The sequence below is a fragment of the Mycobacterium terramassiliense genome (assembly GCF_900157385.1).
Taxonomy (GTDB): domain Bacteria; phylum Actinomycetota; class Actinomycetes; order Mycobacteriales; family Mycobacteriaceae; genus Mycobacterium; species Mycobacterium terramassiliense.
The window spans coordinates 1,797,746-1,812,799 of sequence record NZ_LT717701.1; the positions used below are offsets into that span (position 1 = coordinate 1,797,746).

Annotated in this window: 12 protein-coding genes and 1 riboswitch; of the genes, 2 read left to right on the top strand and 10 right to left on the bottom strand. The window is 67.2% G+C overall.

Going from position 1 to position 15,054, the window contains the following annotated elements; all coding sequences use genetic code 11:
* The first annotated feature begins 23 nt into the window (after positions 1 to 23).
* Complete coding sequence (gene prpD, locus MTAB308_RS23310) at positions 24 to 1,523, top strand: 2-methylcitrate dehydratase PrpD (RefSeq protein WP_077102563.1); 1,500 nt, start codon at positions 24 to 26, stop codon at positions 1,521 to 1,523.
* Between the two features lie 131 nt (positions 1,524 to 1,654).
* Here the strand turns inward: prpD and MTAB308_RS23315 are convergent, their stop codons facing one another.
* Positions 1,655 to 3,547 carry a hypothetical protein gene (locus MTAB308_RS23315; protein WP_245831478.1) on the bottom strand — a complete coding sequence of 631 codons (1,893 nt, stop codon included), beginning with the start codon at positions 3,545 to 3,547 and terminating at the stop codon, positions 1,655 to 1,657.
* Positions 3,548 to 3,693: 146 nt separating this feature from the next.
* On the bottom strand, positions 3,694 to 3,912 hold the full coding sequence (locus MTAB308_RS23320; protein WP_077102565.1) for a hypothetical protein: 219 nt from the start codon (positions 3,910 to 3,912) through the stop codon (positions 3,694 to 3,696).
* A gap of 109 nt (positions 3,913 to 4,021) precedes the next feature.
* On the opposite strand from MTAB308_RS23320, the gene MTAB308_RS23325 reads away from it, so the two are divergent.
* Positions 4,022 to 5,752 (top strand): DUF3556 domain-containing protein, encoded by a 1,731-nt coding sequence (locus MTAB308_RS23325; RefSeq protein WP_077102567.1) that lies wholly within the window; start codon positions 4,022 to 4,024, stop codon positions 5,750 to 5,752.
* A gap of 68 nt (positions 5,753 to 5,820) precedes the next feature.
* On the opposite strand, the gene metE is transcribed toward MTAB308_RS23325, so the two are convergent.
* From metE to MTAB308_RS23360, 8 genes are all read right to left on the bottom strand, one after another.
* Positions 5,821 to 8,091, bottom strand: coding sequence for a 5-methyltetrahydropteroyltriglutamate--homocysteine S-methyltransferase (gene metE / locus MTAB308_RS23330; RefSeq protein WP_077104705.1), 2,271 nt, complete (start codon positions 8,089 to 8,091; stop codon positions 5,821 to 5,823).
* A gap of 122 nt (positions 8,092 to 8,213) precedes the next feature.
* A riboswitch (cobalamin riboswitch) is annotated at positions 8,214 to 8,380 on the bottom strand.
* Positions 8,381 to 8,509: 129 nt separating this feature from the next.
* A complete protein-coding gene (locus MTAB308_RS30345; RefSeq protein ID WP_264033626.1) occupies positions 8,510 to 8,632 on the bottom strand; it encodes a hypothetical protein in 123 nt (40 codons plus the stop codon).
* 486 nt (positions 8,633 to 9,118) lie between these two features.
* Entirely contained in the window at positions 9,119 to 9,760 is a 642-nt protein-coding gene (locus tag MTAB308_RS23335) for an SDR family oxidoreductase (RefSeq protein ID WP_077102570.1), read from the bottom strand.
* Between the two features lie 19 nt (positions 9,761 to 9,779).
* Positions 9,780 to 10,622 (bottom strand): SDR family oxidoreductase, encoded by an 843-nt coding sequence (locus tag MTAB308_RS23340; RefSeq protein ID WP_077104707.1) that lies wholly within the window; start codon positions 10,620 to 10,622, stop codon positions 9,780 to 9,782.
* 77 nt (positions 10,623 to 10,699) lie between these two features.
* On the bottom strand, positions 10,700 to 11,980 hold the full coding sequence (locus tag MTAB308_RS23345) for a TetR/AcrR family transcriptional regulator (RefSeq protein WP_077102572.1): 1,281 nt from the start codon (positions 11,978 to 11,980) through the stop codon (positions 10,700 to 10,702).
* Between the two features lie 138 nt (positions 11,981 to 12,118).
* Positions 12,119 to 12,766: a nitroreductase family protein gene (locus MTAB308_RS23350; RefSeq protein WP_077102574.1), complete on the bottom strand. Its 648-nt coding sequence runs from the start codon at positions 12,764 to 12,766 to the stop codon at positions 12,119 to 12,121.
* Positions 12,766 to 13,869 carry an acyl-CoA dehydrogenase family protein gene (locus MTAB308_RS23355; RefSeq protein WP_077102575.1) on the bottom strand — a complete coding sequence of 368 codons (1,104 nt, stop codon included), beginning with the start codon at positions 13,867 to 13,869 and terminating at the stop codon, positions 12,766 to 12,768. Before MTAB308_RS23355 ends, MTAB308_RS23350 begins: the two co-directional genes overlap by 1 nt.
* Positions 13,866 to 15,014, bottom strand: coding sequence for an acyl-CoA dehydrogenase family protein (locus MTAB308_RS23360; RefSeq protein ID WP_077102576.1), 1,149 nt, complete (start codon positions 15,012 to 15,014; stop codon positions 13,866 to 13,868). Before MTAB308_RS23360 ends, MTAB308_RS23355 begins: the two co-directional genes overlap by 4 nt.
* Between the last annotated feature and the right edge of the window lie 40 nt (positions 15,015 to 15,054).

Below are 15,054 nucleotides of genomic sequence, written 5' to 3' on the forward strand. Positions count from 1 at the left end.
TTTCCACCACATAATCGTTGGTGATGATCGTGCACACGGTCCGGGCGCGGCGCAGCGCCGAGGACTTCCCCCGTGGCGAGCACCTGGCCGCCAAGATCGCCGACGTCGCCGCCGATCCAGTCGCCGTCGAGCCGGAAACGGCGGAGATGGTGGCCAACCGGATTATCGACAACGCCGCCGTCAGCGCGGCGGCGGTGCTGCGCCGGCCTGTCGCCGTGGCCCGCCGGCAGGCGCTGTCCCATCCCGGGCGGCCGGGGGCGCGGATCTTCGGTGTCGCCGGTACCTACTCGGCGGAATGGGCGGCGTGGGCCAACGGCGTCGCCGTGCGCGAGCTCGACTTCCACGACACGTTCTTGGCCGCGGAGTATTCCCATCCCGGAGACAACATCCCCCCGCTCGTCGCGGTGGCGCAGCACCTCGGCGTGCGCGGCGCCGACCTGGTCCGCGGCGTGGCCACCGCGTACGAGGTCCAGATCGACCTGGCTCGCGGAATCTGCCTGCACGAGCACAAGATCGATCACGTCGCGCATCTCGGGCCCTCGGTGGCCGCCGGCATCGGCACCATGCTGCGGCTGGACACCGAGACCATCTACCAGGCGATCGGGCAGGCGCTGCACCTGACCACCAGCACCCGCCAATCCCGCAAGGGCTCGATCTCGAGCTGGAAGGCGTTCGCGCCGGCGCATGCCGGGAAGACGGCCACCGAGGCGGTGGACCGGGCGATGCGCGGCGAACGGTCGCCGGCCCCGATCTGGGAGGGCGAGGACGGGGTGATCGCCCGGCTGCTGGGCGGGCCCGGGCGCGAATACCTCGTGCCCTTGCCCGCTCCCGGCGAACCCAAGCGTGCCATCCTGGACAGCTACACCAAGGAGCACTCGGCGGAGTACCAGAGCCAGGCGCCGATCGACCTGGCCCGGCGGCTGCGACAGCGGATCGGCGACCTCGACCAGGTCGAGGCCATCGTGCTGCACACCAGCAATCACACCCACGTGGTGATCGGGACGGGATCCGGGGATCCGCAAAAGTTCGACCCCGACGCGTCACGCGAAACTCTCGACCACTCGCTGCCGTATATCTTCGCCGTCGCGCTGCAGGACGGCACCTGGCATCACGAGCGCTCCTACGCTCCGGAGCGCGCGCACCGGGCGGACACCGTCGAACTGTGGCGCAAGATCTCCACCGTCGAGGACCCGGAGTGGACGCGCCGCTACCACGCGTCGGATCCGGCGGAGAAGGCGTTCGGGGCGCGCGCTGAGGTGACGCTCACCAGCGGCGAGGTGATCCGCGACGAGCTGGCCGTGGCCGACGCCCACCCGTTGGGCGCCCGCCCCTTCCGCCGGCCGCAGTACGTGCAGAAGTTCACCGAGCTGGCCGACGGCGTGGTGGACCCTGCCGAGCAGCGCAGGTTCCTGTCCGCCGTAGAGGCCCTGGCCGACCTTGACACGGTAGACGCGCTGAACGTGGCGATCGACCCGCGGCTGCTGGGCCGCGCGCCGACGATCCCGCCGGGCATCTTCGGCTGAGTTAGGTTGCGGCGCCGCGGCTTTGGCAGTGAATCCTGGGCGACGCCGCCCGGCGTGTCGCCGCCCTGGGCGCACACGCAAAGCCGTCAGCGCGCACTCGAACGCGGTTAAGGTGTGGCGGGCCCGCCGAGCTACATGCGTTCGAGGTTTCGGAATTCGTCGGTCCCGAACCAATGGGCTTGGAGATCCGCCGTGGCCTGATTAACGTCAGCCGGGCTGATCTTGTTCGCGATCTCCCACAGCCCGTAGTAAGCCCAGCCGTTTCCGGGAAAAGTTCCCGTCGGGATTTGGTCGGGATCGGCGCCCGGGAGCTTATTCAAGCTCTCCAACAGCAGCTGCTTGGCCGTGTCCAGATCGTGTCGGGCCGAATCCGCCCTCCGGATCAGGACGGAGGCCAGGGTTTGGCGCGCGGGATAGAGCCATACGGGAAGCTCCTTATAGGGCAGGGCGTCCTGGATCACCCTCGCGCGGTCCGCATGGTCAACCGCTTCGTTCCAGTTGGCTTCCGAGGCGGCGATCCGCGCCTGTCCCAGCTCATTGAGGATCGCGGCCAGGCACAGGCCTTTCCAATCCCTAGGGAGTTGGACGCCGGCTGCGGGAGGATCGCAGTTCTCGTTCTGTTCGCCCTTGTTCTTGCGATATTGTGCGAGGTCGTTGCCGAATTTGCCGACCCATTTACTGGAACGATTTCCGTCCCAGATATCCGCCATCAGCTGCGCGTAGTCATAGGCAAGATTTGCGAGCGGCTGCTGGTCGAAAGAATCCGGTCCCCGGAAGTTACGAATATCCCCCGTACTGGTGAAATTCATCCTTACGAGGTAATAGATGGTCCTGTATCTGTCCGCACCGCTTCCCTTCCCTTCGCCGGGCGCCGATGTCAACAGCTTCTCGGCGTAAGGATTGACGTCCTGAGTGTCGCCGCTCAACACCGCGGCGGCGAGTAGGAAATGAATATTGTGGAGGTAATAGTCATACCTATAGCGATCGTCGTCCGGGCGATACAAACCCGGCTCCTTGGCGAAATACGCTTCGTCCGCCTCGATGGCTTTTTTGTTGGCCCAGATCGCGTCCTGCATGTCCCCGATGCGGTAGTAGATGTGGGACGGCATGTGGACCAGGTGACCTGCATTCGGCGCCAATGACGCTAATAGGCCCGCGTATGGTTTCGCCGCGCCCGGCGTGCGTGACCCTTCCATGAGGTGGATATACCAGTGGATGGGCCCTTCGTTTTGCGGGTACCGGCCAAAGTCCAAAGCCTCCTTGAGAGAAGTCTGTGCCTCCGTGAGCGGCCCGCTCCACTCGGTGATCGGTTTTCCGTTTTTGTCCCAGTAATTCCAAGGCGTCAGGTTCATGGCCGAGTCAGCGAAAAGCGTGATGACATTGGCGTCATCGCTGCCGAACTCGTCACGCACTTTTTTCATCCCGCGATAATAGGCTTGGTTGCGAACCCGTTGGCATTCCTTTTCGTCCTTAACAGTGCAATCCTGGTAGCGTTCGAACAAAGCCCGGATGATCTCCCAGTCTTTAGCACTTGGATTCGCATCTATGGCGCGGTGGAGCGCCTCTCTCGCGGCCTTCCGGTCAGGCTCCGATTGTTTGGGCATATTGATGTCTACGCCAAGCGGCAGCGCTTGGGCCCAGTAGCACGCCGAGCAACGAATGCCAGCATTCTCGGCCTCATCGGCCGCTGCGCGGAACGCTCTCAAGGACTCACGATTGTTGAACGCGAAGAAGAATTGTAAGCCCTGATCAAAATACGGCTGGCTCGACGGCACGGGCACGGGCCAATGCGCGGTTCCGATAAAGGGGTATAACGGCGGCGGCGCCGGATCATCCTCGGCCAGGCTGGATAGGGGACAAGTCTGGGTCGGCTTTTTCGTCCCTCGCATGCTGTCCATACCCGAGTCCGCGTCCGTGTCGGCAGCGGGCTGCGTCGTCGTCCCCTCGGACGGGCCTGCACAAGCATCCGCCCGCTCGGAAGGCGAACAGCATGATGCAACGGTGAAAACAACGATAATCGCCACTGCCGACAGTCTGCTCCGAAATAGTTTGAGCATGACTTCCCTCGTAGCAGAACAATCTTGCGGGCAAGCTCATTGAGACGAAGGCATCTTATTCCGCAGCGAGTCGCCGCGCCACGATATATCCGCATGGCTTTCCGGCGACGACGCTAAGGGGTGGAGGGCCCGCCGTACTGCCACACCAGGCTGTGGTCGCCGGTCATGGTCGGGTTGCACCACATCGTCCGGCCGTTCGCGTCATGGGTGGTGGCGTGCAACGCCGTGCACGAGTCACCGGGCGCGGGCGAGTCGGCCCGGGCGACCCCGCCGCCGGCCATCGACGCGACGGCGGCTATCAGCGCCGCGACGAGAAAGCGAAGTCTGTTCATCGTGGAGTTCTCCTGGCGACTCACGGTATCCGGGCATTAACGCCCAGGCAAAGGATTCTTTGCCCCCATCCAAGCCACGCGCCTAGAACGCGTTCTAATCTGTCAAACCATGGGATTTCTCAAACCCGAGCTGCCGCAGCTCGACATGGAGGAATGGAACAAGGGCACCCGCAGCGAGAAGATCCGTCCGATGGCCCGGCACTGGGCCGAGGTGGGCTTCGGCACGCCGGTCGCGCTGCACCTGTTCTACGTCCTCAAGATCCTGCTCTACATCCTGGGCGGGTGGCTGTTCGCCTCGGCCACCAAGGGACTCGGCGGGTTCACCAACGTCGCGCACTGGTGGTCCGAGCCGATCGTCTTCGAGAAGGTCGTGCTCTACACGATGCTGTTCGAGGTGGTCGGCCTGGGTTGCGGCTTCGGGCCGTTGAACAACCGGTTCTTCCCGCCGCTGGGCTCGATCCTGTACTGGATGCGGTTCGGCACCATCCGGCTGCCACCGTGGCCGGACCGCGTTCCCCTCACCAAGGGCAGCGCCCGTCGGCCGGTGGACGTCTTCCTGTACGCGGCGCTGCTGGTGATGACGTTGTGGGCGTTGTTCTCCGACGGCACCGGCCCGGTTCCGGAGCTGGGCACCACGGTAGGGCTGCTGCCGACGTGGCAGATTGTGTGGATCCTGTTGTTCCTCGGCCTGGCGGGGCTGCGCGACAAGGTGATCTTCCTGGCCGCGCGCGGCGAGGTCTACGCGACGATGGCGGTGACGTTCCTGTTCGGCGGCCCCGACCTGATCGTCGGGTCCAAGGTGGTGTTCCTGGTCATCTGGATGGGGGCTGCGACCTCGAAGCTCAACAAGCACTTCCCGTTCGTGATCTCCACGATGATGTCCAACAACCCGCTGGTGCGGCCCCGGTGGCTGAAACGGCGGTTCTTCGAGCACTTCCCCGACGACCTGCGCCCCGGCCGGCTCTCGCGGTTCGTGGCCCACGTGAGCACCGCCATCGAGATGCTGGTGCCGCTGCCGCTGTTCTTCTGCCACGGCGGCTGGCCGACGACGGTGGCCGCCGTCGTGATGGTGTGCTTTCACCTCGGCATCCTCGTATCGATCCCGATGGGCGTGCCGCTGGAGTGGAACGTTTTCATGATCTTCGGGGTGCTGTCGCTGTTCGTCGCGCACGCCCGCCTGGGGCTGACCGACCTGAAACATCCGGTGCTGGTCGCGATCCTGTTCGTCGTGATCGCGGGAATCGTGGTGCTGGGCAACATGTTTCCGCGCAAGATTTCCTTCCTGCCGGGCATGCGCTACTACGCCGGTAACTGGGACACCACGCTGTGGTGCATCAAGCCGTCGGCCAACGAGAAGATCGGACGGGGCATCATCGCGATCGCGAGCATGCCGCAGGCCCAGCTGGAGCGGTTCTACGGCAGCCCGGAGGCGGCCCAGATACCGATCTTCATGGGGTACGCGTTCCGCGGGTTCAACACCCACGGCCGGGCGCTGTTCACGCTGGCTCACCGCGCCATGGCGGGGCAGAACGAGGACGACTACGTCATCACCGACGGCGAACGGATCTGCAGCACCGCGATCGGCTGGAACTTCGGCGACGGCCACATGCACAACGAGCAACTCATCACCGCCATGCAGCAGCGTTGCCACTTCGAGCCGGGTGAGGTGCGCGTCGTGCTGCTCGACGCGCAGCCCATCCACCGACAGACCCAGGCCTACCGGCTGGTGGACGCCGCGACCGGCGAGTTCGAGCGCGGCATCGTGCGGGTCGCCGACATGGTGACGCGGCAGCCCTGGGCCGACGACGTGCCGGTCCAGGTGCTGCCGGCTTCGGAGTAGGTTCGCGAACGTAACCGCACTGCGAAATAAGCGTCGGAAAATCGCTGTGCGGTTACGCCCGCGAACGACTAAGCCCCCGCCCGCACCTCCTGCGCCGCGGCGACCATGTTGCGCAGCGACGCGGTCACCTCGTCGGCGTTGCGCGTCTTCAGGCCGCAGTCGGGGTTGACCCAAAGTCGTTGCGGCGGGACGGCTCTCAGCGCCGCGCGCAGCGACTCGGCCATCTCGTCGGCGCTCGGCACCCGCGGCGAGTGGATGTCGTAGACGCCCGGCCCCACGCTGTTGGCGAAGCCGACGGAGTTCAGGTCGTCGAGCACCTCCATGTGCGAGCGGGCCGCCTCGATGGAGGTGACGTCGGCGTCCAGGTCGGCGATGGCCCCGATCACCTCGCCGAATTCCGAGTAGCACAGGTGGGTGTGGATCTGCGTCGAGTCGGCGACGCCGGAGGTGGCCAGGCGGAAAGACCCTACGGCCCAACGCAAATATTCCTCCTGCTGGGCGCGGCGCAGCGGCAGCAGCTCGCGCAACGCGGGCTCGTCGACTTGGATGACGGCGATCCCGGCGGCCTGCAGGTCCACGGTCTCGTCGCGAATGGCCAGCGCCACCTGGTACGCGGTGTCGGCCAGCGGCTGGTCGTCGCGGACGAACGACCAGGCCAGGATCGTGACGGGCCCGGTCAGCATGCCCTTCACCGGCTTGTCGGTGAGGGACTGGGCGTAGGTGATCCACTCGACGGTCATCGGGTGCGGTCGCGACACGTCGCCGTAGAGGATCGGCGGGCGCACGCAGCGGCTGCCGTAGCTCTGTACCCAGCCGTTCTGGGTGGCGAAGAACCCCTGCAGCTGCTCGGCGAAGTACTGCACCATGTCGTTGCGCTCCGGCTCGCCGTGCACCAGCACGTCGAGACCGAGCTCCTCCTGCAGCTTGATGACGTCGGCGATCTCCTGGCGCATCTTGGCGACGTACTCGGCCTCGTCGATCTCGCCGGCCCGAAACGCCGCGCGCGCCTTGCGGATTGCGGAGGTTTGCGGGTAGGAGCCGATGGTCGTGGTGGGCAGCGGCGGCAGGTGCAGCCGCGCCTCCTGGCTGGCGCGGCGCTGCTCCGCGTCGCCGCGGTGCGCACCCGACGCGACGATCGAGTCGATGCGCGCCCGAATCTGACCATCGTGCAGCCGCGGATCGCTCGTGCGCGATGCCACGGCGGCATTGGACGCCGCGATCTCCTCGGCGACCGCTTCACGCCCGTCATGCAGTGCGCGCGCCAGGGTGACGACCTCGCCCACCTTTTCCGCCCCGAACGCCAACCAGCTGCGCAGGTTGTCGTCGAGATCGGTTTCGGGCTCCAGCGAATACGGCACGTGCAGCGTCGAGCACGACGTCGAAACCGCCACTGTGGCAGCCGAACCCCGCAGGGCGGCCAGCTTGCCCAGCGCTGCCTCCAGGTCGGTGCGCCAAACGTTGCGCCCGTCGACGACGCCGGCCACGAGCAGCTTGGTGGACAATTCCGGGATGCCCGCGACCGCGGTGTCCGCTCCGGCCACCAGGTCGACGCCGATCGCCTCGACGGGCGTGCGGGCCAACCCAGCCAGCGCGGCGCCCGGGTCGCCGAAGTAGGTGGCGACGTAGATGGCGGGCCGGTTGCTCACCGCGCCCAGCGCGTTGTACACCGCCTCGGCCAGCGCCGGCGCGTCGGGGGAGATGGCGGTGACCAGCGCGGGCTCGTCGAATTGCACCCACCGCGCCCCGCTGTCGGCGAGCAAACGGAGCAGCTCGGAGTAGATCGGCACCAGCTCCTGAAGCCGCTCGATCGGCGCGCCGCCGCCGTTGACGGCCTTGCTCAGCAGCAGGAACGTGATGGGCCCGATGACGACCGGGCGCGCGGGGATCCCTTGCTGCAGGGCCTCTTTCAGCTCGGAGAGCACCTTGTCGGGGTTCAGGGCGAACTTGGTGGCGGGTTCGATCTCGGGAACCAGATAGTGGTAGTTCGTGTCGAACCACTTGGTCATCTCCAGCGGCGCGACGTCGGGGTTGCCGCGGGCCACGGCGAAGTAGCGGTCCAGATCGTCGGAAACCCGTGTGGCCCGGGCCGGCAGCGCGCCGAGCATCACCGCCGTGTCGAGCATCTGGTCGTAATAGGAGAAGGTGTTCACCGGGACCGAGTCCAGGCCGGCGGCGGCCAGCCGGGACCACGTGTCGCGGCGCAAATCGGCGGCGACGGATTCCAGCTCGGCCCGGCTGGTGCGCCCGGCCCAGTAACCCTCGGTGGCGCGCTTGAGTTCGCGCTTCGGGCCGATGCGCGGGGAGCCGGTAACGGTGGCGGTGAATGGTTGAGAGCTGATCACTTTGTCGTCCTAACACTCGACGGGTGGTTCACCGCCGCCGGACGCGCAGCCGAAGCAACGACCGAACGCCCATTCCACGAGGCGATGAGCCGCCGGACGCGGCGCGCCCGGCACAGCCGGCAGGTCTTCGGACTCGCAGGCGTGCACTTGACGGTGCTCCTACTGGCCGTCGCTTCCCGGTCTTGCGACCAGTGCTGGTGACGGCGGTCGTTCCTGCTCACCGCTGCGGGACAGTCCCGGACTTCCACCGGGTTCCCTCTCGCGGGGCATGCGTAACATGCCCCGCTCGATGCCGGCGCCACGGTTGCGGCGACGGCAAACCAGCTGCGCAGCGGAGTTTACCGCGTCGACTGTTGCGGTGAAGGCCGTCAAGTACTGCGCGGGACCGTCCGCGCTGATACAAATGCTCTCAACGCTAGAAAAGGAACCCCACCATGAAGACGAGACTGTTGATGGCCACGTTCGGCGCTGCGGCGGCCTTGGCCGCCGGTGCGCTCGGGGCCGCGCCGTCGGCCTCGGCCGACAGCGACTTTTGCAACTCGCTCCCGCCCAAGGACGCTCGCGATTGCAACTGTGGCTTCAATTTCGCCCCCGGTAGTCCGGAGTTTCAGCAATGTATGTCGGGAAAGGCGCCTGCGCCGGGTCCCGCGCAACCATAGGCAGCCGGCACTAAGCCCTCGGCGCCAGCGGCAGCTGCGGCAGCCACAGCGAGCTCTCGATCCGCGGGAACCCGGCCGTCGGCCGGAAACCGGGAACCAGCCCGATATGCCCGACCGGTCGACCCACTCCTCAACCAGCACGCGCAACACCTGCCCGACGATGTGCCCTCCACGGCCCGCATCGACCCCGCGCCCAGACTCCAATGCCGGTGCGCCCTAACGCCAATCACCAGATCATCGGTGGACATGGCGTCGCTGCCGTCCCGCTGCACCGCGGCGATGCACAACATCGCCCAACCCAAGCCGCGGTCCGTGCTAAGGGCGGTTCCCGCCTCGGCCGGGAAAGACCGGGCAGTCGGCGAGCTTCATGTGCCCAGTGCTTCGGCGATGGGGGTGTCACCGTTGTTGAAGTCGATGGTTCGCCCGACGGTCGAGTCGTCCGCGAGTGCGGCCGCCGCGACGAGGGCGACGTCGGCGCGCGAGACCTCGCCCTTGCCCTGGCCCAAGGCGATGCGTCCGGTGGCCGGCTCCAGCGTCAGACGGCCCGGTCCCAGCACGGTCCACTGCAGGCCGCTGGCGCGCAGGTGGGCGTCCGCGGCCGCCTTGGCCTCCGCGTAGGGGAAGAACGAATTGCCCTCGGGCACTCCGTGATCCGGCCCGGCGCCGAAGTAGGACACCATCACGAACCGCTTGACGCCGGCCCGCGCGGCGGCATCGATCACCCGGATCGCCGCGTCGCGGTCGACGGCGTACGTCCGCGCCGGGTTACCGCCGCCCGCCCCGGCGGAGAAGACGACCGCGTCGTGACCCGCCAGCAGACCGGCCAGCGCGTCGGTGTCGAGCCCCTCGATGTCGGCCACCACGGGTCGCGCGCCCGTCGCCGCGACGTCGTCGGCGTGGTCGGGGTTGCGGAACACCGAGCTCACCTCGTCGCCGCGTTCCGTCAGGATGCGGGCCAGCTGCAGCGCGACCTTGCCGTGCCCGCCGATGACGACGATCCGTGCCATACCTCCGACGGTACCGGCGTTAGAGCTTCACCCGGCCCATGATCAGGTCGATGATCGGCTTGCCGGGCGGGTACGCGCCGGTCAGCGAGGCCATCGTGTGGCCGTAGTCCACCAGCAGCGTGATCCCGTTGATGCCGAAGGCGGCGGCGCTGTTCAGGAACGCCATCACGTCGCCCATCTGCTCGGGGGTGTGCACCTTGGAGCCGGTCTCGTCGCGGTAGTCCTGCGCGAAGGTGAGCCAGAGGTCGGCATTGGCCTGGGCCAGCGGGGTGTCGGTGGGCCCCGGGCAGATCGCGTTGATCCGAATGCCCTTCTTCAGCAGCGGGTAGCCCTGCGTCGCCACGTAGGCGTTGACGACCTTCTTGGAAAAGCCGTAGTGGATGATGCCTTCCGATTCGTGCGCTTTGACCCACTCTTGCGCCGAAGCGAAGTCCGGCGTGGCGAGGAACTCGGTCAGCAGCTCCAGGTCGTTCTCCCAGCCCATGCCGGCCACCGAGGAGATGAAGCAGATCGCCGAGCCCGAGGGAAGCTGGTTCTTCTCGAGCAGGCGGCCGATGAGGTGGCGGTGGCCGATGAAGTTGATCGCCATCAGGTCGGTCGTCCCGTCGGCGATGCCGGCGGCCGAGAACAGGGCGTGGATCGGACCGTCCAGCTGCTCGATCGCGCCGTCGATCGAGGCGGGGTCGCGCAGGTCCACCTGGATGGACTTGGCGACGTCGTAGCTCACCGGCGCGTAGTCCATCACGATGACTTCGGCGCCGAGCTCGGCCGCCGACTTGGCCGCCGCCGCGCCCATCCCGGTGGCGCCGCCAACAACGAGAGCCCGTTTGCCGTCGTAGCGCAACCGATCGACGATAGTCATGGAAATCCCCTTCTCGTTCACTGCCAATCCGGTTCTAACCGCCCAACTGTATGGGTAACAGTTATTAGGTTCAATACCTACCTGCCGCGAACCGCGGCTCCGCGAAGGACCGTGTCGCGGACATGCATCAACGCCGCGCGTTTCCCCACGGCGCGCAGGATGTTCTCCGGTATCCACTGCAGGCCGATGACGCAGCGTGCCAGCATCGTGAGGGACGGGGCGTCGATGCTGATCTCCCCCGACCGGATACCTTCGGAGAGCAGCGATTTCATCTGCCGAAGTCGGGTGGCGTACAGCCAACCGGGGTTGGGTGTGTTGGGCGGGGATTGCCGCATCCAGGCGAGTTGAATCCTGAACTCGTCGGAGTACCGGTCGAGCGCGTTGACGTTGACCCAGCTGAGGGCGTCAAGTTTCTCGACGACCGTGGAGTCCGAGCGCAGGACGCCGACCCACCCGGCCTCGACCTTCCTCCCGAAGGATTTCATGATCGAGGCGAGGAGTTCGTCCTTGGACCCGATCACCCGATAGACCGTTCCGGTGCCCAGGCCGGCCGCGGCGGCGATGTCCCTGATGGTCGTGACCTCATACCCTTTGCGGCCGAACTCCGTTCGTGCGACCGCGAGGACGTGGGCCGCCTTGTCGTCGGGATCCGCTTCGCCGTCGTCGGCCCACGTGTCGATGACGGCGCGGGCGGCCGCGAAGGCCTTGGACCGATCCAAGGCCGCGTCGGTCGGCGGCTTGGCCGCCAGACCGTCCAAGATGATTCGGCACAGCAGCCGGGCCACCTGGTCGGGTGGGGCGTTGTGCCGCATGACGGCGAGCCCGACCTGCAGCATCGTCTGGCAGATCCGGTCGGCCAGCGTGGGCAGGTCGATGTCGGGCTTGATGTAGCCGCTCCACCTGCCCGCGCGCAGCGTTTGCAGCATCGCCTCCTGCACCGCGTTGGGTGCCTCCCGGGTCAGCTTCATCAGCTCCGGGTCGTCGTTCGGCCCCTCGTAGAACGACATCTGCAGCGCCGCCCCGTGCCGCGCGGCGCAGTGGGCGATCGCCGACCCCAGCTCGACGATCTTCTCCGAAGCCGGTCGCGCGTCCGGTTCATCCAGCCGCGCCTGCGCGGTTTGCCCGATCCGGGTCAGATCGTCCTGGTAGCGGCGGATCAGCTCGACGAGGATCGCCTCTTTGGACTCGAAATGGTGATACAGGCTGCCGGGGAGAATGCCTGCCGCGTCGGCGATCTCCTGCAAAGACGTGCGCAACCCCGACGACGCGATCAACGACGCCGCGGTCTGCAAGATCTCGGTCCGGCGCGTGCCGGGATCGTCGGCGGCGCTGACGCGCAACGGCTGCGCTTTCGCCATGATCAGCGGTGTGCAGATCCGGACGATTGCGGCTTCGCGAACATGCGCATTCGTCCTCTCGCGCGAACCAAATGTTTGTTAGAGGCTATCAGACCCGGGTAAGACGAATTCGCTGCGCAGAGCGTTGACAGACCCATTCTAGAGCGCGGGCCCCTCCCAGCCGTCGCGCACGACCACCTCGTCGACGGGGCGCCGGCGGGCCGGGGAAAAGGCGCGCCCGGCGCGCAGCCGCGCCACCGGCAGCAGGCAGCCCTGGGTGTAGCTCTCGGGGATGCCGAGTAGCCGGCGGACCTCGGCTTCGCGGTGCAGGTGCAGCGTCGTGATGCAGGTCCCGTATCCGCGGGTGTGCAGGGCGAGCTGAAAGTTCCATACCGCCGGGAAGATCGAGCCGTACAGCGTCGCCTGATGGAAGGACTCGTCGCCGTCGATGCGGGGCAGGTAGGGCTCATAGCAAGGGATTACCAGCAGCGGCACATTCGCCATGTTCTCGACCAACCACTCCGTCGACGACATGATGCGACGTTCCGGCGTGCCGGCCGGCAGCAGGTCGGCGATCAACTGCCCGCCCACCCGCAGCAGGTAAGCCTCGCGGTACAGCTCGGCGATCCGGGCCCGCAACGAGGGGTCGGCGATCACCAGCCAGCGCCACGACTGTTGGTTGGAGCCGTTGGCCGCCTGCAAGCCGACGCGCAGGCAATCCCGGATCTTCGCGAGGTCGACGGGGGCCTGTAGGTCGAGCGACTTGCGCGCCGACGGGGTCGCGGTGAGCAGGTACTCGATGTCCATCATTGCTGGCCTCTCTTGGCAAGGCGCGCACCAAGTTCCGTGAGGTATCGGTCGGGCCCACCGAGGAGTCCGCTCCAGCTCAGCAGGCGCTTGAGATAGAGATGGGCGTCGTGCTCCCAGGTGTAACCGATGCCGCCGAACACCTGGATGGCGGTGTCGCCCACGGAAGCCAGCCGCCCGGCGAATCCCTTGGCCCGCAGCGCGGAGAGGTGGCGCTCCTCGGCGCCGGCATTGTCGGCCGCCCAGAGCGCGTGGATGACACCGCTGCGGGCGAGCTCGACGGTCTCATACATGTCGACGCAGAGGTGCTGGACCGCCTGGAAGGAGCCGATGACCTGACCGAATTGCTTTCTGACTTTTGCGTATCCGACGGCCAGGTCCATCACAGCCCGCGCGGCGCCGAGCGCGTCGGCGGCGCCCGCGATGAGCACATCGTCGACGACGGCCGCAACGGCATCCGACGGCGCCGTGGCCAGCCGGTGCGCGGGCGCACCGTCGAGCCCGACGCCGAAGCGCTTGCGGGTCTGGTCGATTCCGGGCTCGGCCGTGATCGAAACACCGGAGGAGTCGGTCCTTACCGCGAAAAGCCCGGTGCCTGCTTGGTCCCGGGCGAGCACCAGCAGGGTGTCGGCCGCCGCCGCGTCGGGCACGCCGGCGATCTCACCCCGTACGACGGGGTGGCGGTCTCGCCCGGCCACCTCGACGCGGGCGTTGTCCGCGTCGAGAAAGCCGACGGTGGCGATGGTGGTCCCATCGGCAATCCCGGCCAGAATCGTTGCGGCACTGTCATCGCCGCGGAGCCGCGTCAGCGCGCGCGCCGCGGCGACCGCGGTCGACGACCACGGGCCCGGGTGCAGCGCGGCGCCGAGCTCTTCGGCGACCACGCCGGCCTCGACCATCGTCATCCCGGCGCCGCCATGTTCCTCCGGCACCAACAGTCCGGTTGTCCCGATGTCGGCCAGGGCGCGCCAGACGGGCTCGTCGAGGCCGGTCGGATCGTCGAGCAGTTCGCGCACGTGTCCCGAAATCGGTGCCTTCTCAGCAAGAAATCGCCGGGTGGTGTCGCGCAGCGCCGCCTGCTCGGCGGTGAGTTCGAGGTTCATTTTCGCGGCAGCCCGAGCACCCGCTGCGCGGTGATGTTCTTGTTGATCTGGGTCGTTCCGCCCGCGATGGTCAGCGAACGCGAGGTGAGTCGGTAGTTGGCCCACGGGGCGCCAACGCCGCCGGTGCCCAACACGTCGAAAGCCAGGGCGGCCATGTCCTGTCCGATCTCACCCCACACGGTCTTGGCGAGGCTGGCCGACGCGAACGGGTCGCCGCCGTGCAGCGTCGCCGAGATCGACCGCTGGCAGAGCACCTCGAGATACTTGATGCGAACGGCAATTTCGCCAAGGCGCTGCCGCGTTACCGGATCGTCGAGCGCTCCGGCGTCGGCCGTGGCGATGTCGTCCACCAGCTCTTCCAGCCGCACCTGCATCTCCGCGTACAGCCGTGCCGCCCCGGCGCGCTCGTGGCTGAGCGTGGTGGTCGCCACCTGCCAGCCCGCGTTCACCGGGCCCAGCAATGCGTCGGCCGGCACCCGCACGTCGTGAAAGAACACCTCGGCGAAATCGGTGTCGCCGTTGAGAGTGACGAGCGGGCGGACCTCGATGCCGGGCAGCGCCATGTCGACGATCAGGCAGGAGATCCCCTTGTGCTTCGGGGCGTCGGGATCGGTGCGCACGTACAGCTGACACCAGTGCGCCCGATGCCCCAACGAAGTCCAGATCTTCTGGCCGTTGACGACGAAGTCGTCACCGTCCCGCACCGCGCGGGTGCGCAAGGCGGCGAGATCGGATCCCGCTTCGGGCTCCGACATTCCCTGGCACCAGATGTCGTCGGCGCGCATCATGCGGGGGAGCAGCGTTGCCTTCTGGTCTTCGGTGCCGTACTGCATGATGGCGGGGGCGATGTTGTTCATCCCAATGACGTTGAGCGGCATCGGTGCCCGTGCGCGGGTGGTCTCCTCGGTATAGACCAGCTGTTCGAGAACGGTCGCTCCGCGTCCGCCGTACTCGCGCGGCCAGGAGACCGCGGCCCACCCGGAGTCTGCCATCGTCCGGCTCCACCCGCGCAGCAGCTCGATTGCCGCGTCGTCGCGCCCCGCGGGCCGGCGGGCGGCCACCAGCTCGTCGGTCAGGTTCGCCGACAGCCAGTCGCGCAGCTCGGCGCGGAACCGTTCCACTTCCGCCGGGTAGGAGAAATCCATTTTTCGGGACTTTACGGTTGAGCAGATAGCGGGTCAATAA